24 protein-coding genes and 2 pseudogenes are annotated in these 22189 nt (G+C 48.9%); 12 read left to right on the plus strand and 14 right to left on the minus strand.

Translation table 11 applies throughout. The annotated features are described in order from the left end of the window. Positions 1-86 precede the first annotated feature (86 nt). From NE623_RS09455 to NE623_RS09465, 3 genes are all read right to left on the minus strand, one after another. A complete protein-coding gene (locus NE623_RS09455) occupies positions 87-245 on the minus strand; it encodes a plasmid mobilization protein (RefSeq protein ID WP_256272789.1) in 159 nt (52 codons plus the stop codon). Beyond that, positions 242-1417: an AAA family ATPase gene (locus NE623_RS09460; protein ID WP_256272790.1), complete on the minus strand. Its 1176-nt coding sequence runs from the start codon at positions 1415-1417 to the stop codon at positions 242-244. The genes NE623_RS09455 and NE623_RS09460 overlap by 4 nt, the downstream gene beginning before the upstream one ends. Before the next feature lie 315 nt (positions 1418-1732). Then, complete coding sequence (locus NE623_RS09465; RefSeq protein WP_256272791.1) at positions 1733-1969, minus strand: helix-turn-helix domain-containing protein; 237 nt, start codon at positions 1967-1969, stop codon at positions 1733-1735. Positions 1970-2403: 434 nt separating this feature from the next. On the opposite strand from NE623_RS09465, the gene NE623_RS09470 reads away from it, so the two are divergent. The 8 genes from NE623_RS09470 (at position 2404) to NE623_RS09505 (ending at position 9085) form a co-directional block, all read left to right on the plus strand. Continuing rightward, entirely contained in the window at positions 2404-2634 is a 231-nt protein-coding gene (locus tag NE623_RS09470) for a hypothetical protein (RefSeq protein WP_256272792.1), read from the plus strand. A gap of 47 nt (positions 2635-2681) precedes the next feature. Continuing rightward, positions 2682-3371: a response regulator transcription factor gene (locus NE623_RS09475; RefSeq protein ID WP_256272793.1), complete on the plus strand. Its 690-nt coding sequence runs from the start codon at positions 2682-2684 to the stop codon at positions 3369-3371. Beyond that, a complete protein-coding gene (locus tag NE623_RS09480) occupies positions 3347-4612 on the plus strand; it encodes a sensor histidine kinase (protein WP_256272794.1) in 1266 nt (421 codons plus the stop codon). Before NE623_RS09475 ends, NE623_RS09480 begins: the two co-directional genes overlap by 25 nt. Before the next feature lie 113 nt (positions 4613-4725). Beyond that, positions 4726-5400 (plus strand): ABC transporter ATP-binding protein, encoded by a 675-nt coding sequence (locus tag NE623_RS09485; protein ID WP_256272795.1) that lies wholly within the window; start codon positions 4726-4728, stop codon positions 5398-5400. Next, complete coding sequence (locus NE623_RS09490; RefSeq protein WP_370866727.1) at positions 5397-7826, plus strand: ABC transporter permease; 2430 nt, start codon at positions 5397-5399, stop codon at positions 7824-7826. The genes NE623_RS09485 and NE623_RS09490 overlap by 4 nt, the downstream gene beginning before the upstream one ends. Before the next feature lie 140 nt (positions 7827-7966). Then, positions 7967-8143, plus strand: coding sequence for an antitoxin VbhA family protein (locus NE623_RS09495; RefSeq protein ID WP_159447053.1), 177 nt, complete (start codon positions 7967-7969; stop codon positions 8141-8143). Between the two features lie 6 nt (positions 8144-8149). Beyond that, positions 8150-8341: a hypothetical protein gene (locus NE623_RS09500; protein ID WP_256272797.1), complete on the plus strand. Its 192-nt coding sequence runs from the start codon at positions 8150-8152 to the stop codon at positions 8339-8341. Between the two features lie 24 nt (positions 8342-8365). Next, entirely contained in the window at positions 8366-9085 is a 720-nt protein-coding gene (locus NE623_RS09505; RefSeq protein WP_256272798.1) for a hypothetical protein, read from the plus strand. 517 nt (positions 9086-9602) lie between these two features. On the opposite strand, the gene NE623_RS09510 is transcribed toward NE623_RS09505, so the two are convergent. From NE623_RS09510 to NE623_RS09540, 7 genes and pseudogenes are all read right to left on the minus strand, one after another. Next, positions 9603-9875 (minus strand): hypothetical protein, encoded by a 273-nt coding sequence (locus NE623_RS09510; protein ID WP_256272799.1) that lies wholly within the window; start codon positions 9873-9875, stop codon positions 9603-9605. Further along, the gene (locus NE623_RS09515; RefSeq protein WP_256272800.1) at positions 9872-9988 is read right to left on the minus strand and encodes a hypothetical protein; all 117 of its coding nucleotides are present in this window, start codon (positions 9986-9988) and stop codon (positions 9872-9874) included. Before NE623_RS09515 ends, NE623_RS09510 begins: the two co-directional genes overlap by 4 nt. A gap of 10 nt (positions 9989-9998) precedes the next feature. Then, positions 9999-11048 carry a tyrosine-type recombinase/integrase gene (locus NE623_RS09520; RefSeq protein WP_256272801.1) on the minus strand — a complete coding sequence of 350 codons (1050 nt, stop codon included), beginning with the start codon at positions 11046-11048 and terminating at the stop codon, positions 9999-10001. Positions 11049-11207: 159 nt separating this feature from the next. Next, positions 11208-11984 (minus strand): tyrosine-type recombinase/integrase, encoded by a 777-nt coding sequence (locus NE623_RS09525; protein WP_256272802.1) that lies wholly within the window; start codon positions 11982-11984, stop codon positions 11208-11210. Next, a pseudogene (locus tag NE623_RS09530) lies at positions 11968-12682 on the minus strand (reverse transcriptase domain-containing protein). Before NE623_RS09530 ends, NE623_RS09525 begins: the two are co-directional and overlap by 17 nt. 759 nt (positions 12683-13441) lie before the next feature. Then, complete coding sequence (locus NE623_RS09535; RefSeq protein ID WP_256272803.1) at positions 13442-14764, minus strand: sensor histidine kinase; 1323 nt, start codon at positions 14762-14764, stop codon at positions 13442-13444. Beyond that, complete coding sequence (locus NE623_RS09540; protein WP_256272804.1) at positions 14761-15483, minus strand: LytR/AlgR family response regulator transcription factor; 723 nt, start codon at positions 15481-15483, stop codon at positions 14761-14763. Before NE623_RS09540 ends, NE623_RS09535 begins: the two co-directional genes overlap by 4 nt. 195 nt (positions 15484-15678) lie before the next feature. Here NE623_RS09540 and NE623_RS09545 point away from each other — a divergent pair, with 195 nt between their 5' ends. Together NE623_RS09545 and NE623_RS09550 are read left to right on the plus strand one after the other, a co-directional pair. Then, the gene (locus NE623_RS09545) at positions 15679-16098 is read left to right on the plus strand and encodes a response regulator (protein WP_256272805.1); all 420 of its coding nucleotides are present in this window, start codon (positions 15679-15681) and stop codon (positions 16096-16098) included. Further along, positions 16098-18215: a hypothetical protein gene (locus NE623_RS09550; RefSeq protein WP_256272806.1), complete on the plus strand. Its 2118-nt coding sequence runs from the start codon at positions 16098-16100 to the stop codon at positions 18213-18215. The genes NE623_RS09545 and NE623_RS09550 overlap by 1 nt, the downstream gene beginning before the upstream one ends. Before the next feature lie 52 nt (positions 18216-18267). Here NE623_RS09550 and NE623_RS14900 read toward each other — a convergent pair whose 3' ends face one another. From NE623_RS14900 to NE623_RS09565, 4 genes and pseudogenes are all read right to left on the minus strand, one after another. Continuing rightward, entirely contained in the window at positions 18268-18696 is a 429-nt protein-coding gene (locus NE623_RS14900) for a group II intron maturase-specific domain-containing protein (RefSeq protein ID WP_370866731.1), read from the minus strand. Then, positions 18673-19092 (minus strand): annotated as a pseudogene (locus NE623_RS14905) (reverse transcriptase domain-containing protein); the annotation flags it as partial. The gene NE623_RS14900 and the pseudogene NE623_RS14905, both read right to left, overlap by 24 nt. Before the next feature lie 567 nt (positions 19093-19659). Further along, on the minus strand, positions 19660-20238 hold the full coding sequence (locus tag NE623_RS09560; protein WP_256272807.1) for a relaxase/mobilization nuclease domain-containing protein: 579 nt from the start codon (positions 20236-20238) through the stop codon (positions 19660-19662). Continuing rightward, complete coding sequence (locus NE623_RS09565; protein ID WP_256272808.1) at positions 20225-20494, minus strand: plasmid mobilization protein; 270 nt, start codon at positions 20492-20494, stop codon at positions 20225-20227. Before NE623_RS09565 ends, NE623_RS09560 begins: the two co-directional genes overlap by 14 nt. A 383-nt stretch (positions 20495-20877) precedes the next feature. Here NE623_RS09565 and NE623_RS09570 point away from each other — a divergent pair, with 383 nt between their 5' ends. Together NE623_RS09570 and NE623_RS09575 are read left to right on the plus strand one after the other, a co-directional pair. Then, a complete protein-coding gene (locus NE623_RS09570) occupies positions 20878-21456 on the plus strand; it encodes a TetR/AcrR family transcriptional regulator (RefSeq protein ID WP_256272809.1) in 579 nt (192 codons plus the stop codon). A gap of 116 nt (positions 21457-21572) precedes the next feature. After that, positions 21573-22187 carry a class I SAM-dependent methyltransferase gene (locus NE623_RS09575; RefSeq protein WP_256272810.1) on the plus strand — a complete coding sequence of 205 codons (615 nt, stop codon included), beginning with the start codon at positions 21573-21575 and terminating at the stop codon, positions 22185-22187. Positions 22188-22189: the final 2 nt, after the last annotated feature.

The following is a 22189-nucleotide window of genomic DNA, read 5'->3' on the forward strand; positions in this document are numbered from 1 at the left end:
AAAACTCAACAGTAACATAATTAAAAATATTCAAAGGTTTTAAGTGCAAGAAATTTCATTATATTGGACACCCGTATCGATTGATCTTAAATGCCTTTATGGAATTGTTTGTTCATTTCAATTTCCAGTTCGCGTTGGCGTAAGTATTCCGAAAGTGACAAGCCGCACTTCCGAGCCAACATCGTCACCTTTTTCTTTTCAGTGACGCTGACGCGGACGTTGATTCCGACGCTGCGCTTTCTCATGCGCTCGCAGTCTCACAGGGGTTCGGGGCTGTCCCCGTAGGCTTTTCGGCGGGTTGCCCTGTGGCAACACTTCGCCCATGCTTGCTTCCCTCAAGCGACCTTAATGACGATGCTGACGATGATGACGATGTTTGTGGTATACCCCAGTGGAACAACTCCGATATATCAATATCATCGTCATCACCGTCATCATCGTCATGGAAGAATTCAAACAAGCGTTTTTGTTCAGTGCGGGTGTACTTGTATTCGATACCACGAGGGCTGAACACATCGCGGGCATAATGCGCCATCTTCCGGGTGAACTGGTTAGGCTTTACATCAGAAATATTCGCTGCAACAAGCAATTCCGTAGCTGTACCCTGCCATTTTCCAACTGAGTCAATGTAGTCTGCAACTTTCCAAAGGTAGTCAGGAATAGCTTTCGATGCCTGCTGTTCTGCGGTTTCTTCCTCATCCAACGTCCAGACGCAGTTTTCTTCCCGGATATGCAGCATTTTCTCGTCCATATCGCGTCCAATTACACGAACTGTCGCTGTTTTACTCATGCGCTGACGATGCATGAGCCATGTCGTATCCGCCACGCCCATAATGCTCGTTGAACCGGAAATTTGGTCGTAGGGGTCTGACGATGATTGCTTACGCAAATGATGCACCAGCAGGATGCAAATGCCGTACTTGTCGGCAAGTTCTTTTAACGCCCCAATATCACGGTAATCATTGGCATACATACTACCATTTCGCTCGGTTTTTCGCACCTTTTGCAAGGTATCGATGACGATGAGGCTAATATCGGGGTAAGTATGGATGAAACTGACGATTTGTTCTTCCAATCCCTGCCCAATTCCGTGACTTTCCGTCTGCAAGATGAGACGTTCCGGGTCTTCTTCTGCATCGACAAGCTGGTAAAGGCGCTCTTGCAGACGCCCAAGTGTATCTTCCAGCGAGAAATACAGTACGGTTCTCGGTTCTATTTCACGCCCCCACACAGATTTCCCCTGCGAAATCTGTAAGCAGAGCCACAGTGTCAGCCAGCTTTTGCCCGCCTTGCTGGGGCCGGCAAAAATTGCCAGACCTGCCGGTAGCAGACCGGGAATGATCCACTTGACCGGCGGCAGCGGCGTGGAGAGGAGTTCTTCGGCGGAGATTGCCTTTGGAAGTTTTGTAAAAGTCATTTGCATCATCCTTTCTTGTTTGGTATATATCTATTATCTCATACTATCGTCGTTTTGTGTGTAGTAAGTTTTATTCTCCAGTGTTAAGTTGTACGGCTCACGCCGCCCCACAGCCCCACAAACGCGCCAAACGGCGGGTGTTCTGGCAGTTTCGTATCCGTGTGCTGCGTGTGGCATCTGCCCCACACCGGGCGGATTTGGGCGGTTACTGCGAGTGAATCAGAACTGATTCACTTTTATGCCCTGTTTTCTGAAAAGTGAATCAAATCTGATTCACTCTCCGGGCGGGGCTCTCGTCAAAAGCAAGGCTTTCTCCTACGCGCTCACGCGGGTCTGACCGCACGGACTTTTCAGAACGTAATTGATCACATTGATTTTGGGAATTTTGTAGGCGTTTGCCAGCCGGATGCAGCTGATTTCGCCCTCCCCCAGCAGGTCATAGGCCGCGTGGCGGCTGATGCCCAGCATGGCTTGCAGATTCTTGACCGTTACAATGTCTGGGTATTCTGCAAACATGAGCTTGTACATTTCTCTGATTTCTTTACAATCCATTCGATCACCATCCTTATAGTTAGCTTTCGCATATTTGCGATGTAAATATAGAATACTGCGCTTTTATGCGAATGTCAATGATTTTCGCAAAATTGTTACTTTTTTCTTGCGCTTTTATGTTATGGCGTGGTACAATAAGGAAAATCCTGCAAAGTGAGTGAACTGAAATGAACATCGGAGAGAAAATCAAGCGTATCCGCCAGCACCGCCGCATGACCCAGAAAGAGTTGGGCGAGCTGGTCGACCTCAGCGCAAACCGCATTGCGTAGTACGAAATGGGTTACCGCGTACCAAAAAAGCCCCTGCTAAATCAGATAGCAGAGGCTTTGCATGTTTCCCCGTTGGCACTTTCCGATGGTGGAAACGGTCCGGCGAATGATATTCTGGAACAGCTTTTCTAGCTGGACGAGGAGCAGCCCGGCGTTATCAAGCTGGTGCCCACCGAGCGCGGCACAGCACGGTATAATGCCAACCCAAACCTTGCGCTGCACTATGATGACAACGATAACTGGCCACCGCGCTCCCCCGTGGCGATGTGGTTTGATGATACGATTCTGGATGATTTTCTGAAGGATTGGGCTGCAGTTCAAAAGAAGTTGTATGCGGGGGAGATTACGCAGGCAGAGTATTTTGAGTGGAAGATTATGTGGCCATCTGTCCTCTGATACAGCCAGCAAATGCAAGATAGTTAATAAAGAGAGGTGCATATGCTATGCCAGGTATACTCGTGGTTGAAGACGATGAAAATTTAAATCGTGGAATTACATTTTCACTGAAAAAATCCGGATATGAGGTTTTTTCAGCAGAATCAGTGAAAAAAGCGAAAAGAATTGCAAGTGATAATACTGTGGATGTTACCATTTGTGATGTGAATCTTCCGGATGGGAATGGACTGGAATTTGTAAGGTGGATGAGATGTAATTATAATACATACATTATTTGTCTTACAGCACTAGATCAGGAGATGGATCAGGTCATGGGATATGAAGCAGGGGCAGATGATTATATTACAAAGCCGTTTAGTCTTTCGGTACTTCTTTTGAAAATAGAAGCACATTTCCGCCGCAGACAGGAGAAAACGGAAGCCGGAAAGATGATTTCGGGAGATATCGTATTTATCGCAGGAGAAATGAAAGTCCTGATAAAAAGTCGTGAAATCAGTCTGACAAAAACGGAGTTGAAAATGCTGACTTTTTTTCTTCAGAATCCGAAACAGATTCTTTCAAAAACACAAATATTGGAAAATGTGTTTGATCTGGAAGGGGATTTTGTGGATGAAAATACAATCGCTGTCAATATCAGAAGACTCCGTGAGAAAATCGAAGACAATCCGGCTGCACCGGTCTATATAAAGAATATCAGAGGTCTTGGGTATATATGGAATCAGGAGGTAAGGCAGTGACAAAGAGATATCGCAAGAAGATTACAGTAGTGCTCTCCTTGGTATTCCCTGTCATAGTATTGTTTGCAATATCAAATTGCTTTACCACGTATGTGTTTTATGAAGATTATAAATATAAAATGAATCTTATGACAGAGATTGCTGCAAAGGAAAAATTTTCCGGGCTGGATGCTGTTTCGGAATTGCTCAAGGATAAGGATATTGAAACTAACGAACAGGGAAGGCGATTATTGGAGCAATATGGATACTGGGGGAATAAAGGGAATGCATTTTATTCGCAATTCCGGCATCAGGTTATGGTGACCGGTGCTGTAAGCACTGTGATATGCGTGCTTCTTTTGACTTTTTTACTTTATTGGAAGAAAAAGGAAGATGCGCGTCACCAGAAAATTTTAGACCAGTTGGAAGAAATTCTGATCAGATTCCGTGAAAATAAATTTGATGATTTACTGAAAACGGAAAATCATGCAGAACTGGAAAAATTGAATGACCAGCTTGAAGCAATCGGACATCATATTCAGTTGCTAAAGGAAGAAGCACGGGCAGAAAAAGAGAGCACGAAAGAAATGGTTTCTGATATCTCTCACCAGCTAAAGACACCGGTTGCAGCTTTGGATATATGTTTTAGTGTGCTGATGCAGAATGACTTAAGTGCCACAGAACAGGAGGAGTTTCGTATCCGTTGTCGGAGTGCTCTGGATGGACTGGAGACATTATTGCAGTCGCTTCTTGAAATATCCAAGATGGAAACTGGACTGATTCAGATGAATAAGAAAAAACTTCCGCTTATGGATACTGTCATATCTGCTGTGAACCGTACTTATCCTAAAGCGGATGAGAAAGAAATCGAATTCGTTTTTGACTATGAAAAAGAGCTGGAAACATGCACGATTATGCAGGATAAAAGGTGGCTTGGTGAAGCTGTGATCAACGTTCTGGATAATGCGGTCAAGTACAGTCCGTGTGGTTCAAAAATATTTATCCGGTTACAAAAAAGAAACGATCTTGTAAGAATGGAAATTGAGGATCAGGGAATTGGTATTCCGCAGAATGAGTATCACAAAATTTTTCAACGATTTTACAGAGGAAGTTCCAAGGAGGTCATGGAAAAGAGTGGTACAGGAATCGGACTTTTTCTATCGAGAGAAATTATCGAAAAACACGCAGGTACGATTACGGTAACCTCCGGCAAAAAGAAAAAAGGAAGCACGTTTGTGATTCAATTACCATATGTCGGTTAAATTTTAAGTGAGCAGAAATCTTACAATTCTGTAAGACTTCTGCTCGTTTTTTGAAAGTGAAATGAAAGATTGCCCTGATACAATTTGGATGTAGGATGAAAAGGAGGCAACACATGAGTGTGATATTAGAAACCAAGCACCTTTGTAAGTTTTATGGCGCAGGTGAGAATCGGGTCAAAGCGGTCAATCAGGCGGACATTCAGATTGAGCAGGGAGAATTTGTCGCAATTGTCGGAAAGTCAGGTTCCGGTAAAAGTACATTACTTCATATGCTTGGAGGGCTAGACACCCCGACAAAAGGCAGTGTTACTTTAGCAGGGAAAAATTTATACAGGATGAAGGAAGATGCCCTTGCTGTTTTCCGCAGAAGAAAAATCGGATTTGTTTTTCAGGCATTTAATCTGGTTTCATCTGTTAATGTCTGGGAAAATATTGTACTGCCACTGGGGCTGGATGGAAGAAAAGTGGATGAAGCGTATGTAAATGATATTATTGCAACTCTGGGGATTGAAAACCGGATTTATAATTTGCCAAATCAGTTATCCGGAGGACAGCAGCAGAGAGTAGCAATTGCAAGAGCACTGGTGAATCGTCCGGAAATTATATTTGCAGATGAGCCGACAGGCAATCTTGATTCTAAGACCAGTGATGAGGTGATCGCCCTGCTTAAGATGACAGCAAAAAAATATGGACAGACAATTGTAATGATTACCCATGATGACGAAATTGCACAGGTCGCTGACCGTATTCTGGTGATTGAGGACGGACAGGTGGTGGATTTCAATTGAGGACGATTAGCAAAATTGCATTCAGCAACGACAAAAGAAATCGGACAAGAAGTATACTGATCATGATGGCAATCTGTCTGACCACGATGCTGCTTGTTATCATCAGTACTGTGGGAAATGGGGTAATTCGTTTACAGAAAAGTCAGGCGGCAAGCTCATACGGAAGCAACTACGGCCTGTTTATCGCCGCAGATGGTATGCAATTAAAAGAAGTGGAACGCAGAGCTGAGATATCTGATATCGGCATCATGTGTACGGAGGGCATCCTGAAAGGAAATGAAAATGGCGGCTTTGTCAGTATGGATGAAACGGTCAGGAAAATGCTTCCCTATAATCAGGAATATGTGTTGAAGGAAGGCACCTATCCGGAAAAGGCGCAGGAAATTGCCGCAGGACGCGCTTTCTTTGATGCAGTGGGATACCATGATGTAAAGGTCGGAGACACCGTAACATTGGAGTACCGTTCCGGCATGCAGTCGGAATACGCACCGGTGGGATTTACTGTCAGCGGGATTTTATATGACCGGGATGAATATACCATCGAGGCTTCCTATGTTGTATTCGGTTCGCAGGATTTTTATAATGAGCGTGTTGCGGAGGGTGACAGGCAATATAATATCTATTTTACCTTGAGCGATTCTGCAAATGTATCTATGAATAATGTTGCGCCTGTTATAAAAGAAATCGCGGATTCCTGCGGCATTGACCAGAAAAACGTGATCATCAATGACCTCTACCTGCAGTGGGTATTGCAGCCGAGCTATGAAATGATTGTGGTTTGTGGAACCCTGATCCTCGGAATCGTGCTGTTTTCCGTTGTGGTCATTTATAATATCTTTCAGGTCGGGATCGTCCAGAAGGTTCAGGAGTACGGAAAAATCAAAGCGCTGGGTGCAACCAGAAAGCAGATGAAGCAGTTGATCTTTCGTGAGGGCATTCTTCTGGCGGTTCCTTCGATACCGCTGGGGCTGCTGTTTGGTTTCCTGATTGCAAAAGTCAGCTTCAACTGGCTGGTAGAGCAGGGAAATCTGGTATCGTCCGGAATCAAGAACCATCAGGTGCCTCTGTTTTCACTGACAATTATGCTCATCTGCATTTTTGTATCGTTTCTTACGGTCGTTTTGGCTCTGCGCAAACCCATGAAGATTGTTTCCCGGATTTCACCCATCGAAGCGACACGGTATCTTGACGGCTCCAAAACGCAAAAACAGGGCAGACGAAAAGGCAGAAAAGATGTCACCGTTTTCTCCATGGCAATGGCAAATGTGACAGGCAATCCGAAAAGAACCATTGCTACGATTCTTACCATGGGGCTTTCCTGTGTATTGTTTGTAATTATCTCTAATTATGTTGGGAATATTGACACGGAGCACGAGGCGCGGATTGCAATCAACCATGGACAATTTGAGTTGCAGCTGGATTATTCCCAGAATTATGATGAAGCCTATCCGGAGAATAATCTGGATACGATTCTGACGGATAATCCATTGAATGATTCAATGATTGAAGAAATCAAAAGCATTCCGGGAGTGACAGGTGTCATGACGAGAGAGATTGTCTCTGTAAATCTGAACGGGACAAGATTTCCGGCTGCTGTTGTGAGTAAAAATGATTTTGATTTTATGCACCAAGACGGGGATATTGGCTCTATGGACTATGATCAGGCGGTAAAGAATGGTGAAATTTTCTTTGGCTGGTCGGCGTGGATGGAACAAGATGGATATGCTCCGGGTGAATCTATTGTATTTGACTTTGAGAATGGAAGTGAAACCTATACCTATCAGGGAAAGATTGCAGGATCCTTTGTAAGTGCGGACACTTACCTTGTCATTCCGGAAGGCGTATACCGTTCCATGAATCCGAGAGGAACAGCCTATGGCTATCTGTGGGTGGACTGTGATAAAAAAGATGTTGCATCTGTGGAACAGAGTCTGAATACTTTGATTTCTAATAATTCACATATAAAAATGGATACCTATCATGCACAGTTACAATATGCAGAATACACAAGCCGTATGATGAAGCTTGGCTGCTATCTGTTCATGGCAATTGTCGGCCTCATTGGGTTTATGAATCTGGCAAACACCATGATCATCAATATCACCACGAAGAAGCAGGAATACGGTGTGCTGCAAGCGGTAGGCATGACCAATAAGCAGTTGAATCTGTGCTTACAAATACAGGGCTTGATTTTTACGGTTGGCACCATATGCGTAGCTTTGATCATTGGTCTGCCGCTCGGCTATGCACTGTTTTCCTATGCGAAGCATAATGGGATGTTTGGAATGAACGTTTATCACGTTCCTCTTATCCCGATTCTTGTTATGATTCTTCTGGTTGGTATTCTACAAATTGTGCTTTCCTGTGTTTTAAGCAGTAATCTGAAAAAGGAAACGCTGGTAGAAAGAATAAGGTATCAGGGATAGCAAGTATTGCTGGGATATCCTCAGTACGATAAGCTGATGCAGGTGGTTATGGAATAAGCGGTAAGAAGTTTTGCAAGAAAAATTGCATTTGGTTGCCTTATCGTATATAATTGATGAAAAAGCGAAAGGCGGTTTTGTATATGGCACCAATTACTCGTGAACAGGCATTGGAAAATGCTTTGGCTTCTTCGCGCATCGAGGGGTATGAAGTCACCGAACAGACCCGTGCCGACTGCCGCCGCTTGATGGACGGCAAAGTAGACGCCCGCACCTTGGCTGCTGAAATTCTGGCACGGCGCAGGGCGCAGCGAGGGTAAAATGCTATGGCAAACTATGCAGTGGATTCTTTGCAGGATGGGTGCTATCCGGGCACTGTGGTGTTAATAAATATACTTGGCATTCAAAATCAGTCCGACTTGGATGCCGTGGAAGGTACAATCGTTCCGGCCAAGGCTGCCTTATGGGAAGAAAAACCTTTAGCCGGAAGTTGCTATGCGCTATTGCTTAACAACTGATGGATTATAGCAGGGAGTTTGCAAATGGATGAATGTACACATCTTATGCGGGATTATCTATGCAAAAATCCCACTGCCATAAATTGGGGCTATTATGCAATGTCAGAAGATGATTTGTCGCAAGCATTACATCAGTTGAAATCTTTTGACCGCCCGGATATGTATGCAATCCTAAAAGACAAAATTATTATCATCGAACATTTTGAATTTGATGCATCCGTATGCTCCCGTAAAGGTATGAAGGGTATAAAAGAGGAGCGGTTGCTCGACCATCGCATTTCTTCCACACCAATCGGCAACGAATTTCATGTAGGTAAAGGAGACTATCCTATATCACTGGCAAATTGGCAGGCAAATTTTGACATGACATTCGATTCTCACTATAACAAAATTCCTGCTTATAAGGGAGCTATTCGAAACAAAGGGAGAAACTTTTTCGACAAACCAATCGTGGTGGGTTTCTTTATTGAGAATCAGTATTCTCCGATTGTGTATAATTATGAAATGTCAAAAGAGCATGAAGAATTGTACTATTTTGAAACAGTTCAATTTGCAAGTAAAGTTTCTGCATCTCCTGATTTGGATTTTATCCTTTTTGGTAGTTACTGTAATGGGAGGCCACAAATATTTTATATCGATCGTGAAAGCTATAAGCATATCGGTGAATCTACTGATTTAGAAAATGCCGATTTACATTTGTCGCCGCTAAATAAAAGCGAAATCACCATATACGGAAAATTTTAACTGTCCAAATTCAACGCAATCACCTAAATCACCAATCATTTTTGTGGTGGATAATAAAGGCGCGCCATGCGAAAAGCTGTTTTAATTGGAAATGGAGTTATATCCCAGCTAATACCCGCGCATCGCAATTCAGAGATGATAACTCGTTTTAAGTCTTATAACAACGGGATTATACGAGCAGGTGGATTATGACTTTAGCGGCCCACTTCAGCCACAAGACCTTTTTGGCATAGAATATGTGACTATGGGTGGGGTTATTGACCACCACTTGACCACTACTGTGCAATCACATATCAAAATGCCGGAAAAGCCTGTTGTGACAACCAACAACAGGCTTTTTCCTGTTTTGGCAGCAAATGTGCAGAACCAACAAAATTCACGTTCCTACGTCCGGTTGTGCCGCTCTGTCGTAGTTTTCCGACGCCAGGTGCCGGGGGTTCGAATCCCTTCAGGCGCACCAAAAAGTCACCTTGCAATGTAGTTTGCAAGGTGATTTTTTGTTTGCTCTATTTCCGCTTTAAATCAGCTTCAACAGCATATCATCGGTTGCGTCTGTGTACTGCCCTTTTGATAGCCGTTCGTTCCTCAGTCGATTTATGGTGGTTCGCATAAAGCAAATTTCTTCCGTGGAAAAAGTGGCTTTTTTATTGGCTGGCAGAGAATCAATTTTCAGTATTAGTTTTCCAACTTCATGTGTGCTATGCCCAAGCGCCCTTTCACGGTAATAATAAGGAGCAAGCGCTTTCAGCAGAATGCTTTTGTTCGCGCGGGTCAGCTTGATTTCTCTCATAATCCAATCGCCTTTCCGAGTTTTTGCTGTGCCTCACGCTTGTTCTTGTCAAATGCGTGAGCGTAAATATCCAGCGTAGTGCTGGCCTGTGCGTGGCCCAATAGACTAGCCACCGTGCGGACGTCAACGCCTTGGGCAATCAGCAAACTGGCGTTGGTGTGGGAGCAGGCTGTGCAGATTCAGGTCAGTTGACAAACCGTTTTGCTTCAGAATCTTTTTGAAACGGAATGTGAACGTGCTGGGGTTCATCGGCTTTCCGTTGGCCTGTCGGAACAAGTAATCGTCCTCGCTTACCGTTTCATCAGCAGTTTGCTTTCTGTCCCATTCACATTCCTTGCGCCATGCCTTGAGCAGCTGGAACATTTCCTTGCTCAGATATACCATTCTATCACCGCTGGTTGTCTTAGTGTCTTTGGTGATAGATTCTTGATGACTAAGTTTGACCACCCCGCGTTGTACATGAATCGTCCGTTTACGCCAGTTAATATCACTCCATTTTAATCCACAGGCTTCCCCACGCCGCAGCCCGGTTGCCAGTACCAACTTGAAATAGGTTTCGTATTTCATACTCTGACCCTCAAACGCTGTAATCAACTTCTTAACGGTTTTCTCATCAGCCACGGGACGTTCTTTTTTCTTCCCTTTCGGCTTGTAGCACCGCCATGCCGGATTATGCGTCAGATAACCCTCATCTACAGCGGACGAAAGCAGCCCGCACAGCGTGTTGTGTAAACCTTCGACTGACTTCTCGGATAGATTCCCTCTGCCGTCCAGACGCGGCGAGTGCCGCATTCCCTCGTAAAAATATCGGATAACCTCTTTATGCAAATCGGTCAACTTGTAGTTGCCCAGTGCTGGCAAGATTCTGCGAATATCCTGTTCGTCGCGTCGGAATGTAGAATCTGCCAGCTTCTTCGGTCCCACATCAGCTACCCAGTGTTCAATGTACTTTGCCAGCGTAATGCTTCGGTTAATGGGTTCCGGCGTATGCTGAACTTCGCGTTCAAATAGGATTGCCTGTTCCCTTACCCACTTTTCAGCTTGCTTCGGTGTATATTCCTTGGGTGGCTTGACGGTTTTCTGTACAGATTTCAGTCGGTTTCCCTCGTAGTCATACCCACGAGATACCACAATCAAATAGCTGTTGCTGCCGCGCTTTCTGATAGACGCCATATTTTGCACGCTCCTTAGTGTTATTTTTTGACCTGCGGTACTACAAAGCATACCGACAACTGCGACAGAAAGCTATCACCACACCCAACAATCTTTATGCTAAAAATTCACCTATTACTGACAAAAACGGCACCGCCATTTCTGGCGGTGCCGTGTATGTTATCCTACTTTTTTGCCTTTAAGAACGAATTTGAAGGGCTGATAGTAGATATTTTTAGGTGAAAGCAAATCCTCCATCAGGTTCGCCGCCTCACGCTTTGCCATATTCTGCGGGTGGCAATAGGTACGTTCCAGAAATGCTGTATCCGCATGACCCAGCAGGTCAGCCGCGACCTGTTTGCTGGTGCCCTCCTGCAGCAAGTATGTTGCGTAATAGTGCCGCAGGGTGTGCAGGTGGTACTCCTTTGGGAAGCCATTCTTGGCATACAACTTGCGCAGATGGCGGGTGAACGTGTCCGGGTTAGGCACACGGCCGTCCAAATCGATGAAGATGGGCTGGCTGTTGTCCGGCTTGCCGCTGCGAATCGTCTGCCAATGCCGCAGGCTCATCAGAAATTCCCACACCTGCGCCGGAATTACGATAACGCGCTCCCGGTGATTCTTAGTGTCACTTTCTACAATTCCCTGCCCGGCTACATAGCTGCGGGAGTGGCGGATTGTGAACTCATAAGGCCCGGTAATGTCCTCCCAGCGCAGGGCGCACAGCTCGCCGCGCCGCAGCCCGGTGGCAATCGCCATTGTGTAATAGGCTTTGTACAGAATCGGTTCGTCCATAATGATTTTCAACAGTCGCTGCATTTCGTACTTCTGCGGAATATGCTGTTTCTCTTTCTCCGCACATTTCTTGCGGACGCGGTGCGCGGGGTTGAACGGAATAATGTCGTTTTTCTTGGCATCCTCCAACACCGAGGAAACGGTTTCAAGATACTTCTGCACGGTGCATTCTTTTACTCTTTTCCGTGTTCATTTTCAGCTTCAGCCTGCCTTCCAGATACTTCCGGCAGGATTCCAACAGGCGTTCTGCTGCGCGTTTGCTCTTGGCAAACACCACAATGTCATCTGCGTACCGAACCAGCTTTACCCCCTCTGCGGTACATCTCCCAATCAAATTCATTGAGGTAGATGTTTGCCAGCAAAGGAGATAACGGTCCACCCTGTGGCGAACCTTCTTCCGTTTTGCAAATCACACCATTCTCCATTACACCACTTTTCAGATACTTCTTTATTAAGCGCAGTACGCGCATATCCTGTATCTGTCGGTGCAGCAGAGTCATGAGCAGCTCGTGGTTCAGTGTATCGAAATATTTGGACAGGTCTACCGACACGGCGTATCGGTATCCTTCTTCCGCATATTTCTTGACTTTCTGAATCGCCTGTTGGGCGCTTTGCTTCAGACGGTAGCCATAGCTACTGTCTGAAAACAAAGGCTCCCAAATGCTTTGCAGCTTCTGTGCGATTGCCTGCTGAATCACACGGTCTACTACCGTGGGGATTCCCAGCTTTCGCACGCTGCCATCCGGTTTCGGGATTTCCTTCCGCCGCACCGGGCTGGGCATATAGCTTCCGTCCCGGATGCTCTGCAAAAATTCTCCCCTGTGTTCCTTCAACCACGGCAGTGCTTCCTCTGCGGTCATTCCGTCGATTCCCGCTGCGCCGTGGTTTCTCTTGACCCGCTTGTGGGCGCTGTTCAGGTTATCCCTGCCCAGTATTGCTTCCAGCAGGTCACTTGCACCGTCTCGTTCTTTCCCTTCTCTGCAGTCAGTGCTCCGCGCTTCTGCATACCCTTTGTGTTCCACACTATCTCTTTGCAGGAAGCCCTCGTTCCCTTGGTAGAAGCCCTCGTTCCCTTGGTATTCTGCTTTCAACACACCGACCTCCTTCCGGTCTGTACTTGAGACTTACGGTTGTTCGGCCCTTCCCTTGAAAAAAATCAGGGTACTATGGCCTCGGCTGACTTCTTGCAGTTCGTTGTTACTGCGGTTTTCGGATTCTCCTACTTACCGTCTGCAAGACCTCCCCGGGTAAGAACAACAACTTTCCTCCCATGTAACCGCCACATTTACCGCACGGGATTCGGGCAGTATTGGACTTTGTGTTGGATAGCACACTCGTCCGTCCCTGTACGGCCTACTATGTGATTCCTGTTCGCCGGTTCGGGAGTTTGCCCGCCAAGGTTCCTCACCTTGACATCCGACTTCCTCCAGATTCCACCTCGCGATGGACACCCTTGCCTTCGGTTAACGCTTCCTACTGCCGAGCGCGTAGTGGTCTTTCACCACCTAGTTGTTACCCATGCCGGGCGCACTAGCGAAAGCGGGGACGCGGCCTTCGGTATATCCGTTGGCTGCGTCCCTGCTTTTTTTCTTATGCTTCGTCTATACGGTCGGGCGGTACTAACACCCGCAGAGCATGACTTTGGCGGAAAAGGTGCCATTTTGATAGGTAAACGTACTTGTGCCGCCGTTTTTCTCTGCAATATGGGTGACGGACTGGATACCGATACCGTTTTCCCTCCGCTTGGAGGAGCGGAAAACGCCGTTCTTTTCGTTGACCTCGCCGTCAAACGCATTTTCAACCTCGATCAGCAGAATCCGGTCGGCGTGAACACAAGCGGTTATTTCGATCTGCCGCCTGCCCGGTGCGGTGCGAAGGCTCGCCTCCAACGCATTTTCCAGCAGGTTGGAAAGCACGAGACACATATCGATCTCGTCAACCGGCAGTGTTTCCGGCAGGTCGAGTCTGGCGCGGAAGGGGATATCATCGCGCTTTGCCATGGCACAGTAATAGCCGACAACACTGTCCGCCGCACGATTTTCACAGAAGCACATATCAAGATTCGGGATGCGGGAGACGGTTTTTGCAAGGTAGCTTTTCAGATCCTCCAAATCACCCGCCTCGGCCAACGCAGAAATTTGCTGGATTTGGTGGCGCATATCGTGCCGTGCCTGCCGCGCTTCCTCGATGGCGGTCCTGAGGTTTTCATAGCGCTGCTGCTGCATCGAAAGAAACTGGTTTTCCTGCTGCAGCTTCGCATTGCGGTTGAGACTGGTTGCCATCAGCAGAAAAATCGCATTGAAGCAGAACATAAAGACCAGAAGTGCGCCGCTTAGCACAATATAGCCCTGCAGTACGCGGCCGGTCTGGAGCGTTGCCTGATAGCGCGGAATCATGAAAATGTTCAAAAGAATGAATGCCAGCGGCAGGACCCAAAACACATACCATGTTTGCGCAAAATTATCGTCCTCGACCATTGCACGCACCGCATGTGTTGCCGGATAATACGCGGCCAGTACGGTGATCCAGCAAACGGCGTTATAGAACACGCAGGCCCCAAGGCAGAGCCACGGCTCGTCTGTTGGCAACTGCTGATTCCGGATGATCGCGGCGCTGACGGCGCGGGACAAGCTGTTCACACACGCGAACACGGCGCAGACGGACAGCGCAATCGTGCCGGATTTCCAGAGGGAGATGTCAAGCGTTCGGGTATACAGGCAAGCTGCAGCCAGTGCGACCACCGCAAGGGCAAAAAATGTAGAAGCCTGAAACCGATAGCAGACAAGCCCACTGCCGATGCACAGGCACGCCATCAGCGGAAAAAGCCAGACGGCCAGCCTTCCGGGTGACTGCTTCAGATAGGCTTTTACAGGGAAATAGCCAAGCAAAAGGCCGGGAAGTACAACGAGCAGCTCCAAAATCGGACGCAGAATATCCTTCATCTCATACGCTCCCTTTGCAGCAGAAATTCCATAAACGCCTGCCGGGCAGGCTTCAAAAGCTCCTGACTGACATAGACGCTGCTGCCGTCTGTCATGCAGAAAGCGCCATCCCGAAAATCAGCGGCATGCTCTAAATTGACAATCACACCTCTGCCGCAGATGAAAAAGCGGGGGTCTTTTTTTAGCGGCTCGGTGAACACTTTGAAGCTCTGGCGTGTGACCAGCGTTTTCAGAGCGGTCGTGCGGATGTTGATCCTGTGCGCAAAATGCTCGGCAGAAATAATGTCCCGATAGCAAAGACGGACATCGCTGCCGCTGACCTTCACCGTCAGGACCGGCTCCGGGCGGGGGAGCCTTGCAAGCATCTCGGCAAGCAGGGCGGAAAGCTCCTCCTCGGAAAAGGGCTTCACGAGATAGTGAAGCGCACGCACCTGAAAGCCTTCCAGCGCGTGGTCAGTCGAGGTCGTGGTGAAAATCAGCAGGCAGTCTGTGTCCGTCCTGCGCAGCTCCCTTGCAGCGTCCATGCCGCTCATCCCATGCATGTAAATATCCAGAAATGCAGCGGTAAAACGCTGCTCTTTTTCTGCGGCGAGAAAGCTCTCGCCGCTTTCAAATTCCAAAATTTCCGCCTTTGCGCCGCACAGGTTCAGCTGCCGCGCAAGGCGCGTTTTCAGTTGCGAGCGCTCGGTCTCAAGATCATCCACAATTGCTATTCTCATGCCGGACTGACTCCTTTGGGAAAGATTCTATTTAGATTATACCACAACTGTCCGGCACCGGCACAGCGGAAAAGCCCGATTTCGTGCCGGAATTGGGGCTTTCGTGCCAAAAGGCTTGAAAAGCTTGCACCGTTCCGTATACTGAAAGCAGAAACAGTCAACGACGGCAGGAAAAAGGGAGGAGGGCGGAGCGTTATGTACCACATTGCCGTGCTGACAAAGAGTGAAACACAGGAGATTTTTTATACAGAGCAGCTTTCGCGGTTCTGCTCAGAGCGCGGTCTGTTTCCCAAGGTAGACTGCTACCGCGGGCAGGATGTGTTCTTTGAGGTCACGCAAAAGAATGCGCCGACCAACGCTGTGATTGCCCTTCCGGGCGTGGATGGGCTGAATGCGGTGGAGCACCTGCGAGCGCTTTTTCCGGAAACGCGCATCATCTGGTGCAGCGAGCTGGATTTTTCCCTGCATGCGTTTCGGCTGCGCGTAGACTACTTTCTGCTGGAGCCGATAACGGAAGAAGCGTTCCAGCAAGGGCTTTGTGCATGGGTAGAGAAAAAACAACCGTCTGCTTCGTCCCGAGCGGATCACAACCAACATGGCAAGGAGGATCACTGATGAAAAAGAGAAACCCGATTTATTCTGTAGGCAGTTTCCTGCTGGCGGGGGCACTGACCCTGTCGATGGCAGCATGCAGCGGAGCACAGACATCGGCGGAGGATACGCAGGCACCTTCCGCTGCAGCAACACCGGCTGAAGCAGCCGCACCTGCTGAGGAAACAACACCTTCTGCGCCGGTATCCGGTGCACTCCCCGTGAAGGCCTTGCAGCCCAAGCAGGTCGAGGAAAACCCCTACATGGCAAAGAGTGATGCGAACATCCATCACGACGGCTATAACACCGATTCAACCGATGAAATTCTCCCGCTCGGCATCTATCCGGAGATCCATGTCTCCTATGAGACGACAAACGCGAATGCGTCTCCCGCCATTTACTTTGACAGCTACGGCCATGCAGTCGTTCCGCTGCTCGGCGGCATCGCCATCCGCGATCTAAATGCGGAGGAGACAAAGACGCTCGGTTATTTTTCCCCGAAGCAGCATGACGGCGGCAGCTACCTGATCCAAAGCTCCTACACCTTCCTGGACGCTGAAAACCGCATCGTCTGCCCGACCAGCAACAACCATGTACTGATGCTCCGCGCAACGGACGAGGAGGGCAATGTCCTTCCCGAGTTTGAAAAGGTGCTTGACATCGACATCAAGGCGGCGGCAGAGGCCGCGCTCGGTAAGGAGTTGACGCAGAATCTTCTTTCCGTGGTATTTGACTACGACGGGAACCTCTGGTTCGCCACCGGCGGCTTCCGCATCTATCCCGAGCGCCAGCAGCAGGGCGTTCTCGGCTATATCGCCCACTCGGCAATCGAAGCGATCCTCAACGGCGAGCAGACCGACCTGTCAAAGGCGGTTTTCGTCTACGAGCTGACGCCCGGTGAGGGCGCTGAGAACGGCATCGCCGCCTCCAAGGACGGCGCGGTCATTCTGACAAATAAGAATTGCTATCTGCTGCGCGCCAACAATGGCGTCGAGGCTGTCTGGTGTACGCCGTATGAGAGCGTCGGCGCGAAGGTCAGTGGAGAAGGCGATAAGACCACCGGCGGCGGTCTTGCGTGGGGCGGAGGCTGCTCGCCGACGCTGACGCCGAACCTTGTGATGTTCACCGACAATGCAGACCCCGTGAATCTTCTTGCGCTCGACATGAAGACCGGAGAGGTCGTGGCAAAAGCGCCGGTGCTCGATGATCTGCCCGATGGCTATCAGGTGGCAATCGAGAACTCTGCAATCGTCTATGATGACGGCGCGGGCACGGTCAGCACGATCGTCTGCAACTGGTTCGGCGCAGGCAACGCAGGTCTTGCCGACCCCAACAACGATTCTTCGATCCAGAGCTACGCCAACATTTATGACCAGAACTGGCTGATGAAGGGAAATGCCATGATTGCCCCCGGCGTCGAGCGCGTGGACACCGTGAAAACGGACAGCGGCTACGAGATGAAGAGCATCTGGACCCGAAATGATCTGAGCGACACCGCGATCATGAAGCTCTCCACCGCAACGGGCTATATCTACGGCTATGTGCAGGATCTGACCACGGGTATGTGGCAGTACATCATTCTCGACTTTGAAACCGGCGAGACCGTCTTTACGATGGATGTATCCAACAAGTACGGCTACAATAATATGGCCATTGGCATGTACACCGGCAACAGCGGAAATGCACTCTACTGCCCCACCGGCTATCTGGAGCTGCTCCGCCTGCAGGACCGCTTTGTCTACCTGCCCGAGCTTCCGTACCGCGAAGTCGATCTGGATCAGGCGGCAAGAAATGTTCTTACACAGGACCAGTTTGCACAGGACGGCGGCGAAGGTACAGTTGCAAGCTGGCGCAACACCGCAACCATCCGCAATGTGCACCCCAATACCACGGTGGCCTTCCGCATGAACAATCTGTCCGGCAGCGCCTCCGATTTGACACTCTACGCCTATGGTGCAGACGGCAAGCTGGTAAAGGTTGCCTCCGAGCTGTGGTCGATCACGGACGAGACCGACGCGGCTGTGACGGAAATAACGGACGGCGTACTCTATGAGCTGCGCGTAACCGTCGCCGACGGCGGCGATTTCGACCTGAGCGAAACGGAAAAAGAAATCAAGCTATCCATTGTGCTTGGAAAATAACTCCGCTTTGAATCCGGCGTTTTGAACGTCGGATTTTTTATAATGGCAGCCGCTATGGCAAGAGATTCACAGATTCTTCAAAAGCAGGGCTTCCGGCCATACGCCAGTAGCCAAGTCTGGAATTGCCCCATTGGTAAGCTTTGTCAGCTGGGATCCCCAGCTTCCTCAAATTAACCACCTTTGTTCTGGGCTTCTTCCATTGCTTCCAGATGTACATTCGGAATCTGCGCCGAAACCATTCGTCCCAAGACGTCAGTAACCGCTTCATTTCGGCCACTCGGAAGTAGCCAATCCAGCCACGAATAAACACCTTCACTTCCTGCATCACTCTGCGGATGTTGCGCCCACGGTTGCGCTTTGTAAGAAGCTTCAGCTTTTCTTTTGCCTTGTTGAGGGACTTTCGGTGAGCACGGATATAGATGCCGTTTCCATTCTTGCCCAGACAAAATCCAAGAAACTTGAATTCCTTCCGTGCAAAGATACTGATCACCTTACTCTTTTCCGCGTTCATTTTCAGCTTCAGTTTACCTTCCAGATACTTCCGGCAGGATTCCAACAGACATTCTGCTGCGCGTTTGCTTTTGGCAAACACCACAATGTCATCTGCATACCGAACCATCTTTATCCCTCTGCTGTACATCTCCCAATCAAACTCATTGAGATATATGTTTGCCAGCAAAGGAGACAGCGGTCCACCCTGCGGCGAACCTTCCTCGGTTTTGCAAATCACACCGTTTTCCATTACACCGCTTTTCAGATACTTCTTAATCAGGCGCAACACCCTCATATCCTGTATTTGCCGGTGCAACAGATTCATGAGCAGCTCGTGGTTCAGCGTATCAAAATACTTCGACAAGTCCACTGATACAGCGTATCTGTAGCCCTGTTCTGCGTACTATGTGATTTCTGTTCGTCGGTTCGGGTGTTTGCCCGCCAGCGTTTTTTTCGCTGACATCCGGCTTCCTTCAGATTCCACCTTGCGATGGACACCCTTGCCTTCGGCTAACGCTTCACTACTGCCGAGCGCGTAGTGGTCTTTCACCACCTAGTTGTTGCCCATGCCGGGCGCACTATAAGAAAATCACCGAGAAAAGTCTGTGATAGACTGATCTCGGTGATTTTCCTTGCCATTGCTACGCCTGACAACTAAGTCCTTTTAACATTTCGTTTTCAGTCCGTGGCTTTGCAACTCGGTTTTTCTCCCATTGCCGATTCAGCTGCGGTGATAATTTGATTTACTGCCTTATCAACGAAAACCGAACCAACAATGGGCTTTTTCTCGTTTCGGGTTCAGCTGTACAGAACCAACAAATTTTACGTTTCAACGTCGGTCTATATCGCCCTATCGTAGTTCTCCGACCCGGAAGGCCAGAGGTTCGAATCCTCCCGGTCGCACCAAGAGCAGCACCTTATGGGGTGCTGCTCTTTTTGCTTTGCACGGATTTTATGGGGCAGTAAAAGAGGGGGATTCGAACAGCCCGTGCCCCGCGGCTTGGCGAATTTCTTCGGGCACACTAAAAAAATCATTGCGATGTATTTTTTGCAATGAGGTCTTTCTTTTTTGATTTTTTAGAATAATTTTAGCAACATACTTCTTGCCGTCCACATAGGACACGGAATTTATCACAAAATGATTGTGTAAATTATCCGTGTTCATGTGAGTGGCGACCAGCACTTGGAAACGCTTGCCCCAGACCTTGCGGGCCAGTGCTACGCCAATCTCATGGCACTGCTCCGGGGTGACCTCGCCGGTGCGGAAGCTTTGGTAGGCGTGGAGCGCCACCACGCCGTCTGCTTTACCAAAGCGTTCCTGTACAGCCCGCATATCTTCCCACGCATGATTTGCCCTGCAATGGATGCCGGTGACAAGCTGGGCGCTCTCGTTCAGCTTGGTCTTGGCATCATTTTCTGCATAGTGCAGCGTTTGGGCAAGAGCATCGTATTCGGTTTTGTTCGGGTTGACTGCGTAATCAAGGACGCGCTGTAAACTGTCCTTGATTGCCCAGATCTTAGTTACCGCCAATGAGCAGGTCCCTCAATCGGTCAGTCTGGGCGTTGATGGCCGCGCCATCTCGCACAGAACAGCTTTCTGCAATTTCATCCAATTTATCCAGCACATCAAATACCTCCTTGGGCGGCTGCCCGCCCGGCTCATATTCCAGCGCCCGCTGACGTAAGTATTCCGAGAGAGACAGCCCGCTCCGTTTAGCCATCAGCGTCATTTTTCGTTTCTCAGTGACGCTGACGCGGACATTGATTCCAACGCTGCGCTTTCTCATGCGCCAGCAGCCTCACAGGGGTTCGGGGCTGTCCCCGTAGGCTTTTCGGCGGGTTGCCCTGTGGCAACACTTCGCCTATGCTTGCAAAACACGTTCCTCCAAGAAACGATAGCACCCCCATCCCGATGCGCGTACAAAGTCGTATATTTCCCAGAGAGAATCTACCGTCGATTCACCTTGCCCACAAAAGCGAAATTCTCCTTGAATCCTGCCAATAGCCCAAGAGTGAATCACCTATGATTCATCCGAAAATCTTGACTGGAAAAGGTGCTGTTGCGCCGTTTGAGATGGAAAGCAAAACGACGCCGTTGACAACATCTTCGAATCGTGCTACAATTTGACTGAAATAGTAAATGTGGTCATAAATTCAAGGAGCGTGCGCAGTGGCTTTTACAGACGAGCAGAATGAACAAATCCGCAATGACCTGATCCGAGCAGCCCGACGCTGCGGCACTACCATCGGGATGCGGAAAACCTCTGTGGAGCAGCTGACGGAGGCTGTTGGGATTTCCAAGGGGTCATTTTACAAATTCTTTGAATCCAAGGAACTGCTGTTTTTCGCTGTACTGGAGGACATCCATACCGAATGCTTCGCGGCGGCGCAGAAGTCCTTGCAAGAGAACGCAACTCTGCTTCCTGCCGACCGCGCGGCAGCGGCAATTTTGGCTGCCTGCCGTTGGCTCTCCAAGACAAAAGCCTTCGTGTTCATCGAAAATGACGCAGATTTTCTTCTGCACCGCCTGCCGGAGGAAGTGAAAACCGCCCACTACCACGATGACGAGACGCACATCCGTACCCTGCTGGAGTTGGGCGGCTTGCAGCCCAAGGGCGGTATGGCGCTGGCTGCCGCCACAGTGCGAGGCTTGATTTTAACCGTCTCCCATCAGGAGCAGATTGGGGTGCTCTATCCGCAGGTGCTGGAAACGCTGGTGCGGGGCGCCTGCCGGGAGCTATTTGCATAAGCGGAAAGGCCGCAGTAATGCGGCTTTTCAAAAGGGATACAGTTAGGTTTTTCTAACTTGCTTGCATCATCTATATAAGTTAGTGGCATTTAACGTCTCGTTGTGAGGGTGAAATCATGAGAAACAGTCAAAATTTCTGGGACAAAAACGCCGGGCGGTACGACCGCTTCATGCGCAAGGATGCCGCAGCTTATGAGCAGATGTACGAGCTGCTGCGCTCTGTGGTGCGGCAAAAAACCGTGCTGGAGTTGGCGACCGGCACAGGGCTGATCGCCAAACATATCGTCCGCTCTGCTGACCATATTGAAGCTACCGACGCTTCCCAAAAGATGATTGAACAGGCGAAACAGGGCGTGAAATCTGCAAAACTCTATTTTTCGGTGCAGGATATGTTCCATCTGCCCTATGCTGACCAGTCTTTCGATGTGGTGATCGTGGTCAATGCGCTGCACATTGTACCGGAACCGGAGAAAGCCCTCTCTGAAATTCGCCGGGTGCTGAAGGACGACGGCGTGTTGGTCGCGCCCACCTTTACCCATGCGGATAACGCCTTCTTCGGAAAGGTCAAAGCATTTTTCATGAAGCTGGCGGGCTTTCCGCTGCACAGCAAGTGGACAAGCCACGAATATCTGGCATTTCTTAGGGAAAACGGCTGGACGGTACAGAAAAGCACCGTGCTGAAAGCCTCGTTCCCGCTGACCTACACAGAGTGCGTGAAATCGGAGGGGTGAGC

It is taken from the genome of Gemmiger formicilis (assembly GCF_024462815.1).
GTDB lineage: Bacteria > Bacillota > Clostridia > Oscillospirales > Ruminococcaceae > Gemmiger.